The sequence below is a fragment of the Thiobacillus thiophilus genome (genome assembly GCF_055378705.1).
In genome coordinates this window covers 251,738-272,753 of the sequence record NZ_AP042404.1, presented here as the reverse complement: position 1 = coordinate 272,753, position 21,016 = coordinate 251,738, and the positions used below count along the sequence as shown (strand labels likewise).

The following is a 21,016-nucleotide window of genomic DNA, read 5'->3' as shown; positions in this document are numbered from 1 at the left end:
TTTCTTAAGGAGAGCATTATGTCTATTCGCATCAATGGAACGCTTGTAATCAAGGAAATCAAAGGTGCCAACGGCAAGTTCTGCGTCGGCGACCTGACCACCCCGATCGGAGAATTCAAGGTCAAGGAGCCCATCCTCGATCAGTTTTCGGAAGGCCGATACGAGGGTGAGTTTCTCGTCGAGAACTTTTACCTCAGTTCGTATATTTGGCGCGGGAAATCGACCACCGACATCCGTGCGAAGGTAATGGAAATATTCCTGGACACGGTTGATGAGGGCAAGATTGAGGACGTGCCGACCGAACCCGATCCAATCGCCACAGAGCCCACAGCGGCAGCGAATCAAGCCGGTCAATCCGATATTCCTGTTCCAGCTGCGCTGGTTCAGGAGCATGAAAACCAGGACCCGGTTTTCCAGGAGTTGCTGGAATTGTTTGGGGCCGATCTTGCCGATCTTGTCTGGGTTAGCAAGGACGTGAAACTTGACCCCACTGTGGATCGAGCGGTCTTCCGCAGCCAGCGTGACCGGCTGAAGGAGATGGGTTACGTGTTCGATGCCAAGTCCCAAGGATGGTCCAGGAAAGAAGAGTGAACATGAAATCGAGCATGCCTCCTCAGGCTGAGGTTCTTACCATCACAGTTGACGACTTCCGTGCCCAACAGGCTGAGGAAATCGCCAACGATGTGTTCCTTCAGGCAGAGCAGATTCTGCGAAGTTTGGGGGATACGGGCGGTGGAAGAGCGTTGGCCAGGCTCATCAAGGCGTTGCACGGTGAAGGTGGGTTGAAATTCAATGACCTCCTGCCCCTGGACAGTGGGAACCGCTCGATTGCGTTGGCGCTCATCAAGGAATTCCTGGATGAGTGCCGTTCATTTGATGAGTGGGAGTCACTGGCCGAATTGGCTGATCGTTGCGTATTTCATGGGATGTAGTGCCATGAAGCGAGTTTCTTGAAAGCTTGAGTCCGGTCAGTCCCTGAAGCCGGAACGCCTCGCAAGAGGCCGGGATTTTGTTTCATCAACCACCCCATGGGGAGTCACGACTCCCTACCGGGAAAGTGCTCCCCTAACTTTTTATTAAGGAGAGCAATATGTTATTTGGCCTTGGCATTACCGTCACAGAAGCCGCTCGCCAGCTTGGCATCAAGGATCCAGATGGTTATGGGATTATCCTGGCGACGACAGACGTTGAGTATGTGGATGCAGCAGAAGCCTTCCAGGCGGAGTTTGGCGAACAGTGCCACCTTGAGAGGGAGGACTTCGAGGCTGCAATTGATAGGCAAATGAAAAATGGCCGACTTGCAATGGGCTTCCTGTTCATCGGAATGGCCAGGATCGATACTGGTACGAAAAAACCTGTTCCCGGTACTGAGGCCTATGGTGTCGTGTGCCTGCCTGTTCAATTCAGCTGGGTAAAAACGCAGGATGCACTTCCGGGTGAACAACAGCCGGTGGTCGTGATCTCTGCGTCAGGAACGATGTCGTTCGGGCGGATGATCGAAGGACGATTCTGCGAGTATCACCCTGACGTAGACCGCTTCGTTGAAAGTGAAATGGAATGGGGCGGAACCCGGGGTATCCAGCAATGGATGCCGATTGATCGGCCCCTGCCCTGATTTTTATTTAAAGCCCCCAGATGGGGGCTTTTCTCGAACGCGCGGGCTTATGCCGGCGTGCTGGAGAAAGGCTCTGGGCCTTTGAAGTGTTTCACTGCTGGCTGTCAGTAACAGCCCGACCGATGCGCGTCACGCATCGCCTTATGAGTCCGGTCAGTCCCTGAGGCCGGTACGTCTCGATGTCCTCACAAGGACATGGAGACCGGGATTCAATTCATCAACCCAGCGGGGCGTTTTCACTCCCTCTTGGGGAGTATGTCCCTTCATCGAAGGAGAAAGGTGTGTACGGTCAACTGGCAAGACGGTGGTGCAAATTGGAGCTGCCGCTTCAAGTGCTTCAAAGTAATTCGGGCTTCTATATCGGCACGGCCGATGGGGGTGACCCTGTTTCAAAAGAGAGCGTTGAGTATTTTCAGACGCATGCCGCTGCTCAACAGGCACTGCAGGATGGTACCTGGACGCAGGACGTAATTCTTTAAGCAATTGCTGCTGCAGCGTTTCTCTGCTGGCTGTCAGTTACAGCCCGACCGATGCGCGTCATGCATCGCCTTATGAGTCCGGTCAGTCCCTGAGACCGGAACGCTTCTACGGAAGCCGGGATTCAATTTGTTATTTCAACCCAGCGGGGTGCAACCACCCCGCGCTGGGTTCGGCTGCCTCCGCGTTATTATTTAGGAGAGCAGCGCTATGAATTTCCGTACCCGCAAGGTATCCGAGATTGACGTGGATGGATTGACCGCCGAGTTGAGCTTCGAGCCTTCCTGCGTCATGAACTACGTGGAACACAAGATCGAAAAGCAAGGTGGCCTGGTCGCAGTTGGCTATCTTGTTGACGATCATGATGTGGAAAATCCCTTAGACGACTGTGACGGAATGGGTCATATCTATTCTTCGCACCGTCACTCTGGCCAGCACGCCAAGATGCAAGACGTACTTGGCCTGGACTCGGACTGGCAACGCGATCTATCCCTGCGAGTGGTCGAGCGCGAGGCGGAGTCTGCCTTGAAGGCGTTGGTCAGTACCAGGCTCCAGGTCGATCTGGTTGCGTTCATCCTTGAGTGCGCCAATAACAATGGAATGAGCCGCGATCAGGCGATTGAGTATTTCGCCGGGGACTTCACAGGCCAGCTTTCTTACCACCGGGAAACCTGGCTTACTGAAAAGGTGCGTGAGCAAGTCACTTGGGAGAGCCTGCTTGATGAGGCTTGGCAATTAGCCAGACTGTCAGGGCAAGTGGGCGATCCCTACACCGTCATGCTCGATTGTTATGAGCATGGTGGCCAGGTTTGGTCGGTGACAGGCTCTGGACCGCAATGTCTGTTTGATACGGCTCGGGGTGCCGGTGTTTGGGTGCCCGATCAATGCCTTCGTGAAGAGCTGGACTCGATCAAGACCAATGAAGGCATTGATGCGGCGCGTTCCAGGGCAGTCGAATTTGCGCGTCAGGCACTCGGGTCGTACAACGCCTGGCTGGCGGGTGACTGTTACGGGGTGGCGGTCGATGTATTTTCGACCGAGGGTGATCGCCTGAAACGGATCAACGAGTCTGCGGTATGGGGCTATGTCGGCAGAGAATGGGCAGAAGAATCACTATCTGAGGAGGTCAGTGCAGTGCTTGGCAATGCTGTCCTGAAAGCTGCATGAACCCTATATCTGATATTCCCCTGTGGGCATTTGAATGGGCCGGGGCATTTCTTGGTCTGACTGGCGCTGCATTGCTCTCGCTCAATGTGAGAGCAAGCCGCTTCGGCTGGCTGCTGTTCCTGCTGTCCAACGGTGCCTGGATTGCGTATGGAATCAAGGTTGGCGCGCATGGACTGGTTGTAATGCAAATCGGCTTCACGCTCACAAGCCTGATGGGTGTTTATCGCTGGCTGGTGGCAGCAAAAATGTAGTTTCAAGTGAATTCCGCTCAATGCGGCTACCCGGGGGGTGCAATCCCCTCCGGGGGATTCCCCTCCTTTTTTTGATTGAAAAGGAGAAGGAAATGGATGCAAACAAGCACACGCAGTTCTATCTTGACCAACTCAAACCTTTGGTTGGCGGGGTCATAGAGGATGCCGTTCGTACTAACGGGGATGAGTTCGGCGACGAGTTTTTCGGACTAGCCATCAAATGCAAGGATGGCGAAGTCAGGCGTTTGTTCATCCTTGCGGATGATGAAGGCAATGGCCCTGGCAGCTTCGAGATTGTTGAAGGAGAGAGCCATGGCTGAGCCTTCGATTGCTACCGCGTTGCGCTGCGCACTGGCTGACCTTGAAGCCATCATGCCGGAATATGATCCAGAGCATGAGCACTCCGCCTGGGAGACCATTACTGAACTCCAGACATTGGTTGATTCTGAAGAACGTCTCCAGGCGGCAGATCGGTATGACCCGGCAACGCAGATTGTGATTGTCTGGACGGTCGAAGATGTATTGGAAGTTCGCCCCGATCTGGCAGAAGAGCAGGCCATTCAGGTTTTACGCTTGATCGACAAGAATCATGACGCGAGTATTGGTACCAACTGGGAAACCCTGGAGAGCTTCGCATCCGAACTTTTCGGTGAAGCACCGCCAGAGCCGGAATAGTTTTCCCCTTGCCCCTCCGGGGGCCTTTCTCGAACACGCGGGCTGGTGCCGGCGTGTTGGAAAAAGGCTCTGGGCCTTTGAAGTGTTTCACTGCTGGCTGTCAGTTACAGCCCGAACGATGCGCGTCAGGCATCGCCTTATGAGTCCGGTCAGTCCCTGAGACCGGAACGCCTCGATGTCCCCACAAGGGCATGGAGGCCGGGATTCAATTCATCAACCCAGCGGGGTGCATCCACCCCGCAAGGGGACGGCTGCCTCCGCGTTTTTTTAGGAGAGCAACATGCGTGGTGATGTTGAGACTTGCGCTGACCTATCCGCCGAGCAGCAGGCGGCCATGAAGAAATTTCTCGTTGAGTACGAATTGCCTTACGTGCATTTGGTGCGTGTGGGCATCCAGGCCAAGAACGAGGAATCCGCGATTTCGATTGCCGATCAGGCTTTCACTGATTGCACGATTTGGGACAACACGCCCGAAATGCCCTTGCTGTACGACGACTATGAGGAAACCGGAGATTCTGGTGCCGTTCTGGAATTCAAGGTTGTTGGCGAATATCAGGAATGGCCCGAGCCTGAGGTGTGCGTCAAGATTATTGAGCGTGATGCGGCCGCCAGGCGTGCGTGCGAGCACCTGATCGCCGCGCATGAATGCAGCAACTCAGCATCTGTTCGCGAGGCACTCTTTCAGTCTGCACTTGAGGAAGCGCATGTGGCAATGCCGCACCTCTCCGCTTCAACCAGTTCAAGCAATGGCACCGCTGGATCGGAAGTGATGCCAACGGTTGTGGCGTGGCTTGAAGGCGGAGTCGTGCAATGGATGGCATCGGACCATCCCATGCGCTACCTGGTGCTCGATGCCGATACGGATGGTAACGACAGCATGAAAGTCACGATGGAAAACGGAAGCTTTGCAGATGTCATCCGGACTTCTTCCACAGTGCTTGCAGATCACCTTCCTGAGTGGGTGACGAAATTGGTGGAAGAGGTCGAAGGCCAGTAGCAAAGCGGTAGATCAAATTTTCTTAACCCTGTCGGGGCATCCCCGTCAGGGGGTGTCTCCGGATTCTTTCTAGGAGATGCAAATGGAAATGATGAGACATTATCTGGTGACCTCAATTGGGGAGAACAAAGGAGCTCCGCGCGTGTGGCTTCAAGGTTCCAATCTGAATCATGCCGGATTCAATCCTGGCACTCGATTCGACATCAAGCTGGACGATGCGAGACTGGTGCTTACTCGATCCGATCAGGGCATTCGTGTGGTCTCACGGAAACGGCGAGGCGAAAGCGAGTATCCGGTCATCGACATCAATAGCAGGGAACTGCTGGAGATGTTCGAGGGAATGAGCGCGGTACGGGTGGTGATGCTGGAGGAGGAAATCCATATCCTTCCGCTTGCATCCGAGCTGCGTCGCCAGGAGAGAGTCGAGCGTACTGCCGCCAGGATGGGGCAGGGCGACCCGCTGGAAATCGGGTCGCTTTCCCATGGCGGCGGCATCATGTGCCATGCGATTCATGCGGGGCTATACCGCGAGGGTCTGGATTCGAGGCTGGTTTTTGCCAACGAGATCAGACCCGAGCTGCTCGATCATGCCAGGGAAGCCAATGATTGCTGGGAAAGTGATGGCGAAGCACGGTATTCCGGGTGACATCGCGCCACTGGAATCAGAAAGCGGGTTCATTGCCAGGCTTCTTGATGTGGCATGTTCCAGATCCTCGTGGACTCAACATGCCTCTGATGAAGTGGACAGCTTGATATCCATCGAGATGAAACGCCACGTCCTGCATCTCGACGACCTTGAAGAGGCGGTTTCCTTTTACGCAGATGATATTGACCCTAGGCAAGGTGGCGTTCTTCAAGGAAAGCTGAGGGACTTTTCCGGATGTACCCATGTGTCGTTGATTCGGAGTGACTGGATCACCGTGGCAGCCTGTCTGCGGTATGCAGACAATCACAGCGCGGCGGCATATATCCAGGAAATTATCGATGCAGGCGCTGGCAATTAAGTGGGCGGAGCCAGGCTTGTAAAGGCTCTTGAAACGCGCATAATTAACGCAGTTGCACCTGCTGGCTGTCAGTATCAGCCCGACCGATGCGCGTCATGCATCGCCCTTGAATGCCGTTAAGTTCCTGAAAACGGCGGGTCTGCGGATCTGGAATTCCATTGCAGTTCAACCACCCCATGGGGAGTCACGACTCCCCTCCGGGAAAGTGCTCCCCTTTTTTCCAGGAGCACGCCATGCTTTACAAAATATCGGAACTCTCTGACCTGTATGCGGATGCTTGCATCCGGGACGAATCGGGCGAGTTGATGTTCCTCTCCCTGTACGGTCGGGACACTGCGATTCAGCAGCTTCTCGCCGCATTCACCCTGAAGGAAAGCTGCGGAGGCTTGTCTGGTTTCCGCCTCTCGCCAGTCAATGACGGCGATGGCCGCTCGGTCGAGCAAGTCCATGTACGCAGTCCGGACCGGCTGACAAAATTCAGCGGACGATTACCCAAGGACAACCTCTTTGGGAACCTTGTCCATACCTGGATATACGATGCAGCTCTGCTCAAGCCTGACAGGTCTACCAAGACCGCGTGGTTCATGCTGGACGAGCCATTTACACCGGAAGCAAGGCCTAGATTGCTGCAGGGGATATGGTCTTCGTACAAGACCCTCTCACCTGTGCCGTTGCTCGATAGCTGGAGGGACGTAGTCATACGGGCAACCCACGCCGAGTGCGTGAGTTTTCTGGAAGACAGTGACCATCCACCGATCGGAAAGGTAACGGCTGCCAAAATCATTTTGACCGAATCATTTTCGGACGACGTGTCGAGAATGGTTCAGGCAAGCATGATCGGCCTGAATGGCGAGGAAGATGCTTACCTCGAACAAGCTCGAAGCGCCAACACTATGGCAGCTTAGCGTCAGCGATTTTCAACCCAGCGGGGTGCAACCACTCCGCAAGGGGATGGCTGCCTCCGCGATTTTTTGGAGGGTCGTATGGTGGCTACCAGCACCTATCAGATCACCCGCCGTGAGGCAGGAATGTACGAAGTTCGCCTTCTGGTGGACGGCACCCCATGCCCAGGGCGAATTGGCATGCTGAGCGGGCGTCCAGGGCATTGGGAAGCAGAGTGGGTGGATGGCTCCCGCATTGGATCATTCAGAACACGCCTGGAAGGTGCCAAAGCACTCGAAAACTACAGATACTTCGTTTGAGGCATATCGACATTTTCCCCCGCCAATTCGGGGGGCTTTTCTCGAACGCGCGGGTCATGCCGGCGTGTTGGAGAAAGGCTCTTGGCCTTTGAAGTGTTTTGCTGCTGGCTGTCAGTTACAGCCCGACCGATGCGCGTCACGCATCGCCTTATGAGTCCGGTTAGTCCCTGAGACCGGAACGCCTCGATGCTCCCACAAGGGCATGGAGGCCGGGATTTAATTCAATTCAACCCAGCGGGGTGCATCCACCCCGCAAGGGGACGGCTGCCTCCGCGTTTTTATTTAGGAGAGCAGCAATGGTATTTCCCAAAACGATTCAGTGGCGCGGACAGACCTATCAGGTGCCATCAATGTCCGAAATCGAGGTGTGGGTGCTCGACTCGGTATGTGAAACCCCGGAAGGGGATTGTGTCGAGCCCGACCATCCCGATAGCTGGCTCAGCCTTCTGGGCATTATCTAAAGGGGATCATCATGATGAGAGAAGAATTCTCGGAGTCTGAGGTGAACCTGATTACCAAGGGGCTGGATTTGCTCCTTGCAGAAAAGCGGGAAGCACACAGGTGGGCGGATGAGTCGTACCGCTACGGTGGAAGCGAAATTGCTTACACAGAAAGCGATTTCGGCATCCCGCAAATCATGGCACTGCAGGGAAAAATCGACGGGGCTATGGTGTTGAATGAGCCGGAAAGCGAGGTGTCGGCATGAGCCTCATCTTTCCGCGATTGGCCCAGAACTTTATCAAGAACGGATATTTCCCGACGGACGAAGTGACGCTGGCCCGGATTCTCCAGGCGCTCGACATTGGTGGTGGGCAACTGCGTATTCTTGACCCGTGCTGCGGCGAAGGAACGGCATTGGCTGAAGTTAAGCACCACCTGGTTCAATGCGGAGCATCTGTCGTGGCTAATGGCATCGAGTTCGATGCGGAGCGCGCATGGCATGCCAAGGGGATACTCGACACAGTCGCGCACAGCGATGTGAACGACGTGTTTTTATCGGCTCGCAGTCAGGGGCTGCTGTTCCTGAATCCACCGTATGGCGATGTCGTATCGGACAAGGCCGCTACGGGTGATCGTTCCCGGGGTGATCGTCTTGAGAAGGTGTTCTATCGCAAGACGGTTGCCTGGCTGCAGTTCGGCGGTGTCATGGTGCTCATTGTTCCGCACTACGTTCTGGACAAGGAGTTCTCCGGAATGATTGCCCGGCACTTCGAGCAGGTTCAGGTCTTCATGGCGCCGGAAGCACGGTTCAAGCAGTGCGTCGTGTTTGGCGTCAAGCGTCGTGCAGACGGAGTGGATCCAGGCGTGCAGAAGCTGCTTGAGGCCTGTGGTCGCGGGGAAGTGCCCGCCGTATTGCCGGAGTATTGGCAAGGTGAGCAGTACCTGGTGCCACAGATCAAGGAGGCCGAAGCACGCTTCACGTCAATTCGTATTGACGGTCCCCAGCTCCAGGCAGAGCTTGAGCGTGTTCGCAAGAATACGCTCTGGCCGATGTTCGGGACTCACTTTGTGCGTGCTGACGATACTCACCGCCGGCCCTTGCGTGCGCTTTCTGACTGGCATTTGGCGCTGGCGCTGGCAGCAGGACAAATCTCGGGAGTGGTGGAGTCTGGCAATGGGAGGCGTCTCCTGATCAAAGGTGACACATTCAAGGAGCGTGATCTCAAGACGACATTCGAGACCCGTGCCGATGGCTCCGTGTCAGAAATCCTGACCTATACGGACAAGTTCGTGCCAAGCATCACCGGCATCGACTTCACCCCGGGTCCGGGTTTTGGGAAAGTCGTTTCGATTCGTTGAGTTTTATCAAATCGCCTTGCGGGGAACATTCCCGCAAGGGGTGTTCCGCTCTTGGCATATTCAAGGAGAAACACCATGCGTTTATTTGAAGACAACATTCAGATTGAAATACCCGGACGGCCGACTCCATCGGCCCGTTCTCCCGAGGCAGAACCCAGCCTTGACGGAAAAGTGAACTCTGTCAGTCGACGTGATGCCGTTGAAGCATTCCTTCGTCTTCGGCTGTTCATGCCAGAGAGACAGAAGCAAATCGTGGCCACATGTATGAATGGAGAAGAATGGCAGTATTTCTTCGACAAAATGGTTGAGATTGCGGCCACTGTCGAAGGCATGCCGGTAACGTACCAGCAAGATGGCAAGGGCGACGATGCCATTGCACACCTTCACTACTTCCTGGGTGATTGCCATTGGTACATCACCGAGAAGGACAGGGAAGGGGAGGTCGAGCAGGCTTTCGGGTATGCCATCCTGCACGGCGACTTGATCAATGCCGAGTATGGATATATTCCAATCACAGAGCTTGTTGATACTGGTGTCGGCGCCGAACTGGATTTCCACTTCAAGCCCACCCCCATGGCTCAGATCAAGCAGTCGCTGGAGGATCGGTATGGATGATTCTTCGCAGGTAATGTTCTGATTCTTAACTGCCCCCTCCGGGGGCTTTTCTCGAACGCGCGGGTGATGCCGGCGTGTTGGAGAAAGGCTCCGGGCCTTTGAGGTGTTTCACTGCTGGCTGTCAGTAACAGCCCGACCGATGCGCGTCATGCATCGCTTATGAGTCCGGTCAGTCCCTGAGACCGGAACGCCTCGATGCTCCCACAAGGGCAGGGAGGCCGGGATTCAATTCATCAACCCAGCGGGGTGCATCCACCCCGCAAGGGGACGGCTGCCTCCGCGTTTTTCAGGAGAGTCGTCATGGAAGCAGTCATTGAAGTATCGCAGCGGGAAGTCATTCCTTTGAGCGATTTCATTCACGAGTTCGGGGAGGGGCTACTGAGCGCGGTTCAGCAGCAGAATCCGCCAATCTACGATGGTGTGCCGAATTCCAGGCATGCCATCCTGATGGAAACCTTGCTTCGCAAGCCTTTTCCGCCTCAGCAGGATGCAGTCCAGGCTGTAACGCGCCTTCTGGTTGACGAAGCCCAGCCCGCAGCGATCATCAACGCTGAAATGGGTACCGGTAAAACCATGATGGCGATTGCCGCCGCGGCAGTCATGCACGAGGAGGGCTTTCGCCGCACATTGGTGATCGCGCCACCGCATCTTGTCTACAAGTGGCGTCGCGAAATCAAGGCGACGGTACCTAATGCCAGGGTCTGGATTCTCAACGGCCCTGACACGTTGCGCAAACTCCTGCAGTTACGGGAGTTGCGTGAGAAGCCGGTCGTTCCAGAGTTCTTCGTCATGGGACGTGTGCGCATGCGCATGGGATTCAACTGGAAGCCGGCCTACACCCATAAGCGAACTATCGTGGGTGAGGGCCAGGACAAGCAGGTGAGAACCTATGCCGCCTGTCCGAAGTGCGGCGCTTTGCTGGTAGATGACGAGGGCAACCCATTGCCAGCGACCTTGGCTGAAGGCAGGCTCAATCAGACACGATCCTATTGCACCAATCAGCAGTCGGTGAAGCGGATAGTGGATGGAGCGCTGTTAGAAGACAGGGTGCCATGCGGAGAACGTCTTTGGACGCTGGTGTCGAAACGTGGAAACACCCAATCCCGGCGTCAGCTGGTTATGGAAAGCCTGCGTCAGATACCGACCATCGGTTCCAAAACTGCCGACAGGCTGCTTGATCGGTTCGGCGAGGACATGCTGTCCGGGATGCTTGAGGACAACGTCTACGAGTTCATCAATCTGATGGATGACAGAGGCGATCTGTTCTTTACAGACCGGCAGGCACGCAGAATGGAGCGTGCAATGGCCAACACCGAGTTCTCCTTCGGGCAGGGCGGCTACCAGGCAACGGAGTTCATCAAGCGCTACCTTCCGCAGGGGTACTTCGGCCTCCTCGTTGTGGATGAAGGGCATGAGTACAAGAACGAGGGGTCCGCGCAAGGGCAGGCGATGGGGGTTCTTGCACGCAAGTGCCAGAAAACCCTGCTCCTGACCGGCACTCTGATGGGCGGCTATGCCGACGATCTGTTCTATCTCCTGCACCGGCTTAACCCGGGTTTGATGATCGAGGACGGTTTTGGGTATAACAACCGCAATTCGCTTGGGCCTGCCGGCATGTCGTTCATGCGCGATCACGGCATCCTGAAGGACGTGTTCAAGGAGACTGAAAGTGAGTCGCATCGCACGGCGCGGGGCAAGAACATCACGCACCGCACCTCCAAGGGACCAGGATTCGGCCCGAAAGGCATCATGCGCTATGTGCTGCCGCAGACGGTGTTCCTGAAGCTCAAGGATATAGGCGGCGATGTTCTGCCGCCTTACCGAGAGCATTTCACGGAAGTCCCGATGACGGAGGCGATGTCCGGTATTTACCGCGAGTTGAGTATGAGCTTGCGCGAAGATCTCCGTGAGGCGCTGAGGAAGGGCGACACCAGCTTGCTGGGCGTTGTCCTGAACGTGCTGCTTGCCTGGCCAGATACCTGTTTCCGTGACGAGCTGGTTCGCCATCCCCGATCGAAGCAGCAACTCGCTTTCGTGCCGGCGTTGCTGAACGGCACCGAGGCAAGTCCGAAAGAGCTGGAACTGCTGCGTATCTGCAAAGCAGAGAAGGCACGCGGCCGGAGGATTCTGGTGTATTCGACCTACACCGGCACTCGTGACACCACCACCCGACTGAAAAACTTTCTTGAAAAGGAAGGTTTCAAGACAGCGGTGTTGAGGGCAAGCGTCGATGCGTCAAAGCGGGAAGATTGGCTGTTCGATCAGGTTGACCGCGGTGTGGAGGTGATCATCACCAACCCTGAGCTGGTCAAAACCGGACTGGACATGCTGGAATTCCCGACCATCGTGTTCATGCAAAGCGGTTACAACGTCTATACCCTGCAGCAAGCCTCCCGCCGCAGTTGGCGGATCGGACAGAAGCAGGACGTGGATGTGCATTTTCTGGGCTATGCAGGATCGGCCCAGATGGGATGCCTGGAGCTTATGGCCAGGAAGATTGCCGTGTCTCAATCAACTTCAGGCGACATGCCGGATTCCGGCCTGGACGTTCTAAATCAGTCAGGGGACAGCATTGAAGTCGCCCTGGCCAAGCAGTTGCTTGCTTGATCGCGTACTGTAGCCACCCTTCGGGGTGGTTTTTTTGTTATGCATTCGTAATCTCGTGTTGAATATGGCACGTAACACGTAGTCAGTTCGCTGCCGTTAGTCGGAATGATATATGGGGATTGGCAAAGCGAGATGGATCGGGTTCGGCCAAGGCCAATCGCTGAAGACAATTACGCCCGACCGCCAGGTTATGCGAAAATTCAACAGATAATTATTAAAAGGGAGGTGTACATGGGTGACAGCGTGCAGTTGGAAACATTCAGGTGCTGCTGAAGGCGGTAGGCTGGCACGTCTACGATGCCGCTGCTGCCAGAATCCATAGCGCGCGTTGCGTGGCCATCCACGAATTCATTCATATCTCATGTCACGGTTTAGCTGACGTCTTTCCATGCAGTTAACCGATTACCACGCTAAATACTTCGCCCATGAACTGACTCGTCGCTGCCCGGTTGATAGTGTTGAGAAGCTGGCCGGGGCGCTTGTCGATGCGCAGGTTGATCTGAATCCACATCAGGTTGATGCTGCCCTGTTCGCTTTCAGCTCGCCACTCTCCAAAGGGGCGCTACTGGCGGACGAAGTGGGTCTGGGCAAGACCATCGAGGCGGGCCTGGTGCTTTCGCAAAAGTGGGCGGAGCACAAGCGGCGGATATTGGTGATAACGCCGTCCAATCTGCGCAAGCAGTGGTATCAGGAGATGGCGGAAAAGTTTTTCCTGCCGTGCCGGATTCTTGAAGCCAAGTCCTACAACGCTGCAATCAAGCAAGGCCAGTTCCGCCCCTTCGAGGCACCCGAAATCGTCATTTGCTCCTATCAGTTCGCCAAAAGCAAGGCAGCCGACGTGCATGCCGTGCCTTGGGACTTGGTAGTCATCGACGAAGCGCACCGGCTGCGCAACGTCTACAAGCCAGCAAACGTCATTGCCAACACGCTCAAGTTGGCGCTGGCCGGCAAGCACAAGCTGCTGCTCACGGCGACACCGTTACAGAATTCCTTGCTGGAATTGTTCGGCCTGGTGAGCTTTATCGACGAACACGCCTTCGGTGACCTGAAAAGCTTCCGCGAACAGTTCGCCAATCTCAATCAGGAACAGGTATTCAATACGCTCAAGGCACGGCTGAAGCCCATTTGCCATCGCACTCTGCGGCGTCAGGTCACGGCGTACATCCCCTATACCAAACGCCTACCCATGGTGGAGGAATTCACCCCGGAAGAAAGCGAGGACAGGCTCTACCACCTCGTTTCCGAATACTTGCAACGGGACAACCTGCAAGCCCTGCCCGCCGGGCAGCGCAGCCTGATGACGCTGGTTTTACGCAAACTGCTGGCCTCATCCACATTTGCCATTGCGGGCGCGCTAACTTCGATTTCAAACCGGCTCAAGGCCAAGCTAAGCAAGCAGACGCCCGCTGAATCGCTCGAAGACGAATTGGATCAGGATTACGAAGCGCTGGACGAAACCGCCGAGGAATGGGCTGAAGACGAACCGGTCGAACTGCTCAGCGAAGCGGACCGCCAAGCACTTGAACTGGAAATCGCTGACCTCGACGCCTTCGCCCAGCTTGCCACCAGCATCACACACAATGCCAAGGGGACAGCCCTGCTCAAGGCGTTAAAAATTGCCTTTGCCAAGGCCAAGGAACTCGGCGGCTCGGAGAAGGCCATCATCTTCACCGAATCGCGGCGTACCCAGAGCTACCTGCTGCGCCTTCTGGCCGATAGCCCGTTTAGTGAAGGCATCGTACTGTTCAACGGTTCCAACACCGACGACGGTTCCAAGCTGATCTACAGCCAGTGGCTGGAACGCCACCAAGGCAGCGACCGGGTTACCGGTTCGCGCACCGCCGACATGCGCTCGGCGCTTGTGGACTACTTCCGTGAGCAGGGCCGCATCATGATCGCCACCGAGGCCGCGGCCGAGGGCATCAACCTGCAGTTCTGTTCACTGGTGGTGAATTACGACCTGCCCTGGAACCCTCAGCGCATCGAGCAGCGCATCGGCCGCTGTCATCGCTACGGCCAAAAGCACGACGTGGTCGTGGTGAACTTCCTCAACCGCAAGAACGCGGCCGACCAGCGCGTCTTCGAGCTGCTATCCGAAAAATTCCAGCTCTTCGAGGGCGTCTTTGGCGCCAGCGACGAAGTGCTGGGCGCCATCGAGTCCGGCGTGGACTTCGAAAAGCGCATCGCCGCCATCTATCAGGATTGCCGCAAGCAGGATGAAATCCAGAGCGCCTTCAACCAGCTCCAGCTTGAGCTGAGCCTGGAGATCAACGAATCCATGACGCGCACACGCCAGCAGTTGCTGGAAAACTTCGACGACGAAGTGCGCGAAAAGCTCAAAGTGCGCGACGAAGCCTCCAAGGCTTATCTCAACCGCTACGAACGTCTGCTCATGCAGCTCACGCAGCATGAATTGAACGGCCAGGCCAAGTTCATGGGCGACGCCACCTTCAGCCTGAAAACACAGCCATTTCCAGATCAAGCCGCCGTTATCCCGATGGGACTGTATGAGCTGCCACGCCGAACCGGCGAGGCACACCTTTACCGGTTGAATCATCCCCTTGCCGAATCACTGGTGGCAAAGGCAAAGGGACGGGTACTACCCACCACCGAGATTCACTTCGACTACGGCCAACACGATGGGAAAATCACCCCGCTGGAGCCACTCATCGGCAAGTCCGGTTGGCTTACCCTCACGCTTTTCAGCGTTGAATCTCTCGAACAGGCAGAAGACCACCTGATCTTTGCAGCAACCACCGACGACGGCCAGATACTGGACGATGACGTCGCGGCACGTCTGCTGACGCTGCCTGGCACATCCGCCCCCCTGTCACAGGCGGGTGAGGGTGAGGTTACACAACAACTTGAAACCCACACCCAGCAACGCCAAGCCGTCATCCAGCGTGATATTTCCGAGCGCAATGCCCGCTTCTTCGAAGCCGAAGCCGACAAGCTCGACGGCTGGGCCGACGACCTCAAGGTGGGATTGGAACGTGAGATCAAGGAACTCGACCGCCAGATCAAGGAAGCACGCCGTGCCGCCACTACCGCGCTGACGCTGGAAGAAAAGCTAGCCGGGCAGAAGCTGATCAAGTCACTAGAGGCACAGCGCAATCAGAAGCGACGCTCGCTGTTCGACGCGCAAGATCAAGTAGACAAGCAGCGAGAAGAGTTAATTGCAGCGATAGAAGGCAAGATGAGCCAAAACACACGGTCTGAGAATCTGTTTTCGATACGCTGGGCAATTTCGTAGATTATCTGTGGGTAAGGAAAAGTAATGACTGAGCCAACCATCACCTGTCCAAACTGCAAGACAGAAATCAAACTCACTGAATCGCTGGCCGCACCGCTGATCGCGGCTACACGCCAACAGTTTGAGCAGCAGTTGGCGCAGAAAGACAGCGACATCGCCAAGCGCGAACAGGCCATGCGCGACAAGGAAAAGCAACTCAACGATGCCAGGCACAAACTCGACGACCAGGTGGCCGATCAAGTTGCCGCACAGTTGAAGGCGGAACGCGCCCGCATCATTGTCGAAGAATCCAAGAAAGCAAAACTTGCCAGCGCAGCCGAGCTGGAGAACAAGGTGCGTGAACTGGGTGACTTGCAAGAGGTGCTCAAGGCGCGTGACGAAAAGCTCGCTGAAGCGCAAAAGGCGCAAGTTGAACTCATCAAGAAGCAGCGCGAACTCGATGATGCCAAGCGCGAACTGGATCTCACCGTTGAAAAACGGGTACAAGAAGGCCTCGACGCTACCCGCCTGAAAGCTAAGAAAGAAGCCGAGGACGAACAAAGACTCAAGGTCATGGAGAAGGAGCAGACCATTGCCGCGATGCAGAAACAGATCGAGGACCTTAAGCGCCGGGCCGAACAGGGATCACAGCAATTGCAGGGCGAAGTCCAGGAAATGGAGCTTGAAAACCTGTTACGCACAAAATTCCCTTTCGATTCGATTGATCCCGTACCCAAGGGCGAATATGGCGGGGATGTGCTGCATCGGGTTGTTGGCACGGGTGGCCAAACTGGCGGCACCATTTTGTGGGAGTTCAAGCGCACCAAAAACTGGAGCGACGCCTGGCTGGTAAAGCTTCGTGATGATCAGCGGACAGCGAAAGCAGAAATCGCCGTGATCGTGAGCCAGATATTGCCAAAAGGCGTTGAAACTTTCGAAATGGTAGAGGGTGTATGGGTCACTCACCCCCGCGCCGCATTGCCGGTAGCCATGATTTTGCGCCAGTCATTGCTGGAGCTTGCCCTTGCACGGCAGACCACCGAAGGCCAGCAGACCAAGACCGAAATGGTCTACCAGTACCTCACCGGCCCGCGTTTCCGTCAGCGTGTGGAAGCCATTGTCGAAGCCTTTTCCACCATGCAGGAGGACCTCGACAAGGAGAGAAAAGTCATCATGAAGCAGTGGGCCAAGCGCGAAGAGCAGATCGAGCGCGTGATGGGGGCCACGGTGGGAATGTATGGCGATTTGCAGGGGATTGCGGGTAAGTCGTTGCAGGAAATTGAAGGGCTTGATTTTCCAGCCCTTGAATCCGAAATCGCTTCCGGGGAGGCACTGACAAACCAATGAACACCACAACGCATTGCCCGTATCGTCAATCGACGCTTCTCCAGCAAGCACTAGCGCCTGACAAGATGCGTATCGCTTTTCTGCTCGGCGCGGGGTGTCCCGTTTCAATTCGACTTCCGAATGATGTAGGGACAAAACCGCTAATCCCCGACATTCGCGGTTTAACTGCTGTAGTGAAGGATGGACTCAAGCAGTCGGCGGAGCACAAGGAGAACTTCGCTAAGGTACTGAACAGGCTCGCAGCCGATTCAACCATCGAGGACATTCTGAGCCATGTGCGCCTATTGCATGAAGTCGTAAGGGACGGAAATATTGATGGCCTAAACAGGGTTGCGCTGGCGGGCCTTGATGCAGAAATTTGCGCAATAACGACAAGGGTGGTCAATGTTGATTTACCTACACCTCTAACTCCTTATCACCGCTTAGCTACCTGGGTAGGAGGTATCCACAGAACCCACCCGGTTGAGATTTTTACGCCAAATTATGATTTGTTGATGGAGCAGGCTTTCGAGGCCAACAAGATCCCATATTTCGATGGCTTCATTGGATCCCGGCAGGCTTTTTTTGACTTGGCCTCGATGGAGAATGAATCGCTTCCGGCACGCTGGGGGCGCTTGTGGAAGGTGCACGGGTCAGTTAATTGGTGGCGTAATGCAGACGACGAAGTTGTGCGCAGGGATGCAATCGTTGCTGCCGCCGCAGGCGACCGGCAAATGATTTACCCATCACATCTTAAGTATGACCAAAGTCGACGAATGCCATATCTCGCAATGCTTGATCGACTACGGTCGTTTCTTGCTCGGGGGCAAGCAGTTCTCGTGACAAACGGATATTCGTTTTTGGATCAGCACCTGAATGAGGTCATTCTTCATGGTCTGAGGAGCAATCCAACCGCGGTTTGTTTCGGCTTGCTGTTTGGCCCACGATCCAACTATTCCGATGTGCTAGCCAAAGCGAGAATGCATCCAAACCTTAGCCTCCTTGCTGCTGATGGTGCTGTTCTAGGCACTATCGAGCGAGATTGGAGACAGGATGAACAGACAGGTCACCCGCTTCACGGAATTGCCGTAACTAAAAAAGACCCTAGCGATGGTGCTGACCCATCGGCAACAAGCTGCGAATTCCTTCTTGGAGATTTCCAGGTTTTTGGTGAATTCATGGCACGGCAATTGTCACGTTTTGATGATAAACAGGCAGTCAGCGATGTTGCATGACCCTACTTTCATCGGAACGGTTCAGGATGTTCACGGTGCGACCATTACGGTTGAGCTGAGCAACGAAACTGTAACAGGGCTTAGTTTTGTTAATGGTGAAGGTTATCGCATCGGACAAGTCGGAAGCTTTGTTCGTATCCCGCTGGGCTTTGTCGATCTCTATGGCGTGGTTTCACAGGTTGGTGCGGGAGCTGCACCTGAGCGTGAAAGAGAACAGCAAGTATTCGGCAATCGTTGGATAACGGTACAAATGGTTGGCGAAGGGCAGCGGGGAGGCCACTTTGAACGTGGAATATCCCAGCATCCGACTATAGATGACCGAGTTCATATCGTTACCGAAGCCGACCTTAGAGCAATTTATGGTGCCGGAGACCCGGATGATTTCGTGGCAGTTGGTCATCTCGCAAGTGCCGAATCCATTCCATCCTTGGTAAACATCAATAAACTGCTGACGAGGCATTCAGCGGTAGTAGGAACCACAGGCTCGGGTAAATCAACAACAGTCGCTGGGCTATTGAGTTCGCTTTCGGACCCAGTTCGATATCCATCATCGAGAATCGTAGTTTTAGATATCCATGGCGAATACTCGAAAGCACTGGCTGACAGAGCAACCGTTTTCCGTGTCTCGGCAGATGCATCCAAGAACGAGAAGTCCTTGCATGTGCCATTCTGGGCGCTGAGCTTTGAAGAGTTGGTCGCCTTGGCGTTGGGGAAACTGAGCGATTCGCAGACGGCAGCAATTGCTGATGCGATTGTCCTGTTAAAAAAGGAATCTCTGGCAGGTCAGCCTATAGACGGCATCGATGACCCGCAAGTAACGGTTGATACGCCGACGCCGTTCTCGCTTCACAAGATGTGGTTTGAGCTTCATAAGCGCGAGCATCACACGCTGATTCCTCGGCCTGGTGGAGCTGCGGATGAGGTTGATCCAGCATACGTTGTGGGACCCGATGGGCAGCCTGTACAGTTGGGTGCCCCGATGTCGGTAACGCCACCTCTTTATCGAACCGTAAAAACAACTGGGCCTGCGCCTGAGCGAGTTCAATTGGGAAGGGATCCGCTGGGCATTCGGCAGCAACTTGCCGGTCTGGCCTCGAAACTGAGAGACCCCCGACTTTCATTCCTGTTTAGCCCCGGGGACTGGTTGCCGGATGTTCAGGGTAAGACCGCAAAAGACCTCGACGCTTTGCTGGCAGAATGGATTGGAGGGCCGCAGCCAATCACGATTCTGGACCTCTCAGGAATTCCTTCGTCGATTCTTAATGATTTGATTGGCGCGCTTCTTCGTATTCTGTACGACGCGATATTTTGGGCTAGAAACTTGCCAGAAGGTGGGCGTGAGCGCCCCTTGCTACTCGTGCTTGAAGAGGCGCACGCCTATTTAGCGAAAGAAAATTCGGGCTCCGCTTCGACCGCAGTAAGAAGGATCGCGAAGGAAGGTCGCAAGTACGGAGTTGGCATGATGATCGTGAGCCAGCGACCCTCAGAGATTGATTCAACGATACTGTCTCAGTGCGGGACGATCTTCGCTATGCGGCTCTCAAACGATGCGGACAGAGGTCATATCACAAGTGCGGCGTCAGATAACCTCAAGGGACTGTTTGATATGCTGCCTGTCCTGCGCACTGGTGAAGCCATAATTGTCGGTGAAGCGGTTAGCTTGCCGGTCCGCACCCTGATTTCTCCGCCTACGAAAGACAAACGTCCTGACAGCGTTGATCCACGTGTGGTTGTTAGAGGAAATATCAACGATGGCTACGACGGACCTGGCGGTTGGAGTCAACGTCGCGATCCACCAGATTATTCAGCGATGGTGCGGCAATGGCGCAAGCAAAGCCCTCACTATGAGCATAATGCCGGTGACGATGTTAACAATCCTGATGACAAGGAGTAAATGATGGAATGGATAGAGACCCCGCAATCTTCAAATATTGCACGCTTTGCCTACGAAGCGCCGTCACAAGTTCTAACGGTCGAGTTTAAGACTGGCGGGACGTATAACTACTTTGATATCCCTGATGTAATTTTCGAGCAAATGACGGCTGCGTCGTCAAAGGGCCAATTCTTGGCGCAACAAATCAAAGGCCGCTTTCGGTACGCAAGAGCCTAGTAGAGCCGGGGGCGATTGAATATATGGCAGATGAAAATACCTGTAGCGATCAAGAGCTCCGTCTAAAGCTTTATGCAGATACACGTGCGGATTTATTAAAGCGTCAGCTATCAAATAGTGAAAATGCAGATCGTGCAATTCTCAGTGTGTCAACGGCCGCGCTTGGTTTTTCTCTTGCATTTTTAAAGGACATTGTTTCCTTGCAAGGGGCAATGCTGTCCTACTTGCCTTATGTGTCCTGGGCGCTATTCGTGCTGGCTATCGTAGTGACGCTACTCTCGTTTTTTACCAGTCAAAAAGCTATCGACGAGCAGTTGGGCGTGGCGCACAGGTATTACATTGACCGTGATGATGCAGCAGCTACGCAGCGATCAAAATATGCGGGGGCTACGGATACTTTGAATAAATCTGGAGCCTTTTTGCTTGTGGTCGGCCTGTTGGTCACGTGCATGTTTGTTGGAATTAACTTTTGGAAAGGAGAACCTGTGAGCGATAAGAAACAGATTAACGAAGGTGCTTCTGTGCCATCGATACAGCGCATCCCACAGGGGGGTGAGATACAACAAAAAGGAGCACCGATTCCGATGCTACAAACAATTCCAGCAAATCCTCAAAGTGGTGCTCCCGTACCTTCGTTGCAAAGAGTTCCTTCGCAACCCGCACCCGCACCGGCTCCAGCAGAGAGTTCCAAAGAAAAATAATT

23 protein-coding genes are annotated in these 21,016 nt (G+C 54.8%); all 23 read left to right on the top strand.

Annotation, left to right across the window (positions count from 1 at the left end):
• The first annotated feature begins 18 nt into the window (after nucleotides 1-18).
• The 23 genes from ACZ41T_RS01330 (at nucleotide 19) to ACZ41T_RS01220 (ending at nucleotide 21,014) form a co-directional block, all read left to right on the top strand.
• Entirely contained in the window at nucleotides 19-591 is a 573-nt protein-coding gene (locus ACZ41T_RS01330; RefSeq protein ID WP_296641458.1) for a DUF3275 family protein, read from the top strand.
• 2 nt (nucleotides 592-593) lie between these two features.
• Entirely contained in the window at nucleotides 594-932 is a 339-nt protein-coding gene (locus ACZ41T_RS01325) for a hypothetical protein (RefSeq protein WP_296641461.1), read from the top strand.
• A gap of 158 nt (nucleotides 933-1,090) precedes the next feature.
• Nucleotides 1,091-1,615 (top strand): hypothetical protein, encoded by a 525-nt coding sequence (locus ACZ41T_RS01320; protein WP_296641462.1) that lies wholly within the window; start codon nucleotides 1,091-1,093, stop codon nucleotides 1,613-1,615.
• Between the two features lie 281 nt (nucleotides 1,616-1,896).
• Complete coding sequence (locus tag ACZ41T_RS01315) at nucleotides 1,897-2,094, top strand: hypothetical protein (RefSeq protein WP_296641463.1); 198 nt, start codon at nucleotides 1,897-1,899, stop codon at nucleotides 2,092-2,094.
• A gap of 208 nt (nucleotides 2,095-2,302) precedes the next feature.
• Nucleotides 2,303-3,259 carry a hypothetical protein gene (locus tag ACZ41T_RS01310; RefSeq protein WP_464922696.1) on the top strand — a complete coding sequence of 319 codons (957 nt, stop codon included), beginning with the start codon at nucleotides 2,303-2,305 and terminating at the stop codon, nucleotides 3,257-3,259.
• Entirely contained in the window at nucleotides 3,256-3,510 is a 255-nt protein-coding gene (locus ACZ41T_RS01305) for a hypothetical protein (RefSeq protein WP_026177614.1), read from the top strand. Before ACZ41T_RS01310 ends, ACZ41T_RS01305 begins: the two co-directional genes overlap by 4 nt.
• A 92-nt stretch (nucleotides 3,511-3,602) precedes the next feature.
• Entirely contained in the window at nucleotides 3,603-3,830 is a 228-nt protein-coding gene (locus ACZ41T_RS01300) for a hypothetical protein (protein ID WP_296641468.1), read from the top strand.
• Nucleotides 3,823-4,185: a hypothetical protein gene (locus ACZ41T_RS01295; RefSeq protein WP_296641469.1), complete on the top strand. Its 363-nt coding sequence runs from the start codon at nucleotides 3,823-3,825 to the stop codon at nucleotides 4,183-4,185. Before ACZ41T_RS01300 ends, ACZ41T_RS01295 begins: the two co-directional genes overlap by 8 nt.
• Before the next feature lie 280 nt (nucleotides 4,186-4,465).
• On the top strand, nucleotides 4,466-5,182 hold the full coding sequence (locus ACZ41T_RS01290; RefSeq protein ID WP_464922695.1) for a hypothetical protein: 717 nt from the start codon (nucleotides 4,466-4,468) through the stop codon (nucleotides 5,180-5,182).
• An 82-nt stretch (nucleotides 5,183-5,264) separates the two neighbouring features.
• Nucleotides 5,265-5,828 carry a hypothetical protein gene (locus tag ACZ41T_RS01285; protein ID WP_464922694.1) on the top strand — a complete coding sequence of 188 codons (564 nt, stop codon included), beginning with the start codon at nucleotides 5,265-5,267 and terminating at the stop codon, nucleotides 5,826-5,828.
• Nucleotides 5,803-6,186 (top strand): hypothetical protein, encoded by a 384-nt coding sequence (locus ACZ41T_RS01280; RefSeq protein WP_464922693.1) that lies wholly within the window; start codon nucleotides 5,803-5,805, stop codon nucleotides 6,184-6,186. The genes ACZ41T_RS01285 and ACZ41T_RS01280 overlap by 26 nt, the downstream gene beginning before the upstream one ends.
• Before the next feature lie 233 nt (nucleotides 6,187-6,419).
• Complete coding sequence (locus ACZ41T_RS01275; protein WP_464922692.1) at nucleotides 6,420-7,091, top strand: hypothetical protein; 672 nt, start codon at nucleotides 6,420-6,422, stop codon at nucleotides 7,089-7,091.
• 593 nt (nucleotides 7,092-7,684) lie between these two features.
• The gene (locus ACZ41T_RS01270; protein ID WP_296825615.1) at nucleotides 7,685-7,849 is read left to right on the top strand and encodes a hypothetical protein; all 165 of its coding nucleotides are present in this window, start codon (nucleotides 7,685-7,687) and stop codon (nucleotides 7,847-7,849) included.
• Between the two features lie 11 nt (nucleotides 7,850-7,860).
• Nucleotides 7,861-8,094, top strand: a complete 234-nt coding sequence (locus ACZ41T_RS01265) for a hypothetical protein (protein ID WP_464922691.1) — start codon at nucleotides 7,861-7,863, stop codon at nucleotides 8,092-8,094.
• Entirely contained in the window at nucleotides 8,091-9,188 is a 1,098-nt protein-coding gene (locus ACZ41T_RS01260; RefSeq protein ID WP_464922690.1) for a DUF6094 domain-containing protein, read from the top strand. The genes ACZ41T_RS01265 and ACZ41T_RS01260 overlap by 4 nt, the downstream gene beginning before the upstream one ends.
• 75 nt (nucleotides 9,189-9,263) lie before the next feature.
• Complete coding sequence (locus ACZ41T_RS01255; protein WP_464922689.1) at nucleotides 9,264-9,803, top strand: hypothetical protein; 540 nt, start codon at nucleotides 9,264-9,266, stop codon at nucleotides 9,801-9,803.
• A 300-nt stretch (nucleotides 9,804-10,103) separates the two neighbouring features.
• Nucleotides 10,104-12,410 (top strand): SNF2-related protein, encoded by a 2,307-nt coding sequence (locus tag ACZ41T_RS01250; protein WP_464922688.1) that lies wholly within the window; start codon nucleotides 10,104-10,106, stop codon nucleotides 12,408-12,410.
• Nucleotides 12,411-12,798: 388 nt separating this feature from the next.
• Entirely contained in the window at nucleotides 12,799-15,663 is a 2,865-nt protein-coding gene (locus ACZ41T_RS01245) for an SNF2-related protein (protein WP_464922687.1), read from the top strand.
• 24 nt (nucleotides 15,664-15,687) lie between these two features.
• A complete protein-coding gene (locus ACZ41T_RS01240; protein WP_464922686.1) occupies nucleotides 15,688-16,989 on the top strand; it encodes a DUF2130 domain-containing protein in 1,302 nt (433 codons plus the stop codon).
• The gene (locus tag ACZ41T_RS01235) at nucleotides 16,986-18,203 is read left to right on the top strand and encodes an SIR2 family protein (protein ID WP_464922685.1); all 1,218 of its coding nucleotides are present in this window, start codon (nucleotides 16,986-16,988) and stop codon (nucleotides 18,201-18,203) included. Before ACZ41T_RS01240 ends, ACZ41T_RS01235 begins: the two co-directional genes overlap by 4 nt.
• Entirely contained in the window at nucleotides 18,139-20,097 is a 1,959-nt protein-coding gene (locus tag ACZ41T_RS01230; RefSeq protein WP_464922684.1) for an ATP-binding protein, read from the top strand. Before ACZ41T_RS01235 ends, ACZ41T_RS01230 begins: the two co-directional genes overlap by 65 nt.
• Before the next feature lie 3 nt (nucleotides 20,098-20,100).
• Nucleotides 20,101-20,313 (top strand): KTSC domain-containing protein, encoded by a 213-nt coding sequence (locus tag ACZ41T_RS01225; RefSeq protein ID WP_464922683.1) that lies wholly within the window; start codon nucleotides 20,101-20,103, stop codon nucleotides 20,311-20,313.
• Between the two features lie 23 nt (nucleotides 20,314-20,336).
• Nucleotides 20,337-21,014, top strand: coding sequence for a hypothetical protein (locus tag ACZ41T_RS01220; RefSeq protein ID WP_464922682.1), 678 nt, complete (start codon nucleotides 20,337-20,339; stop codon nucleotides 21,012-21,014).
• Nucleotides 21,015-21,016: the final 2 nt, after the last annotated feature.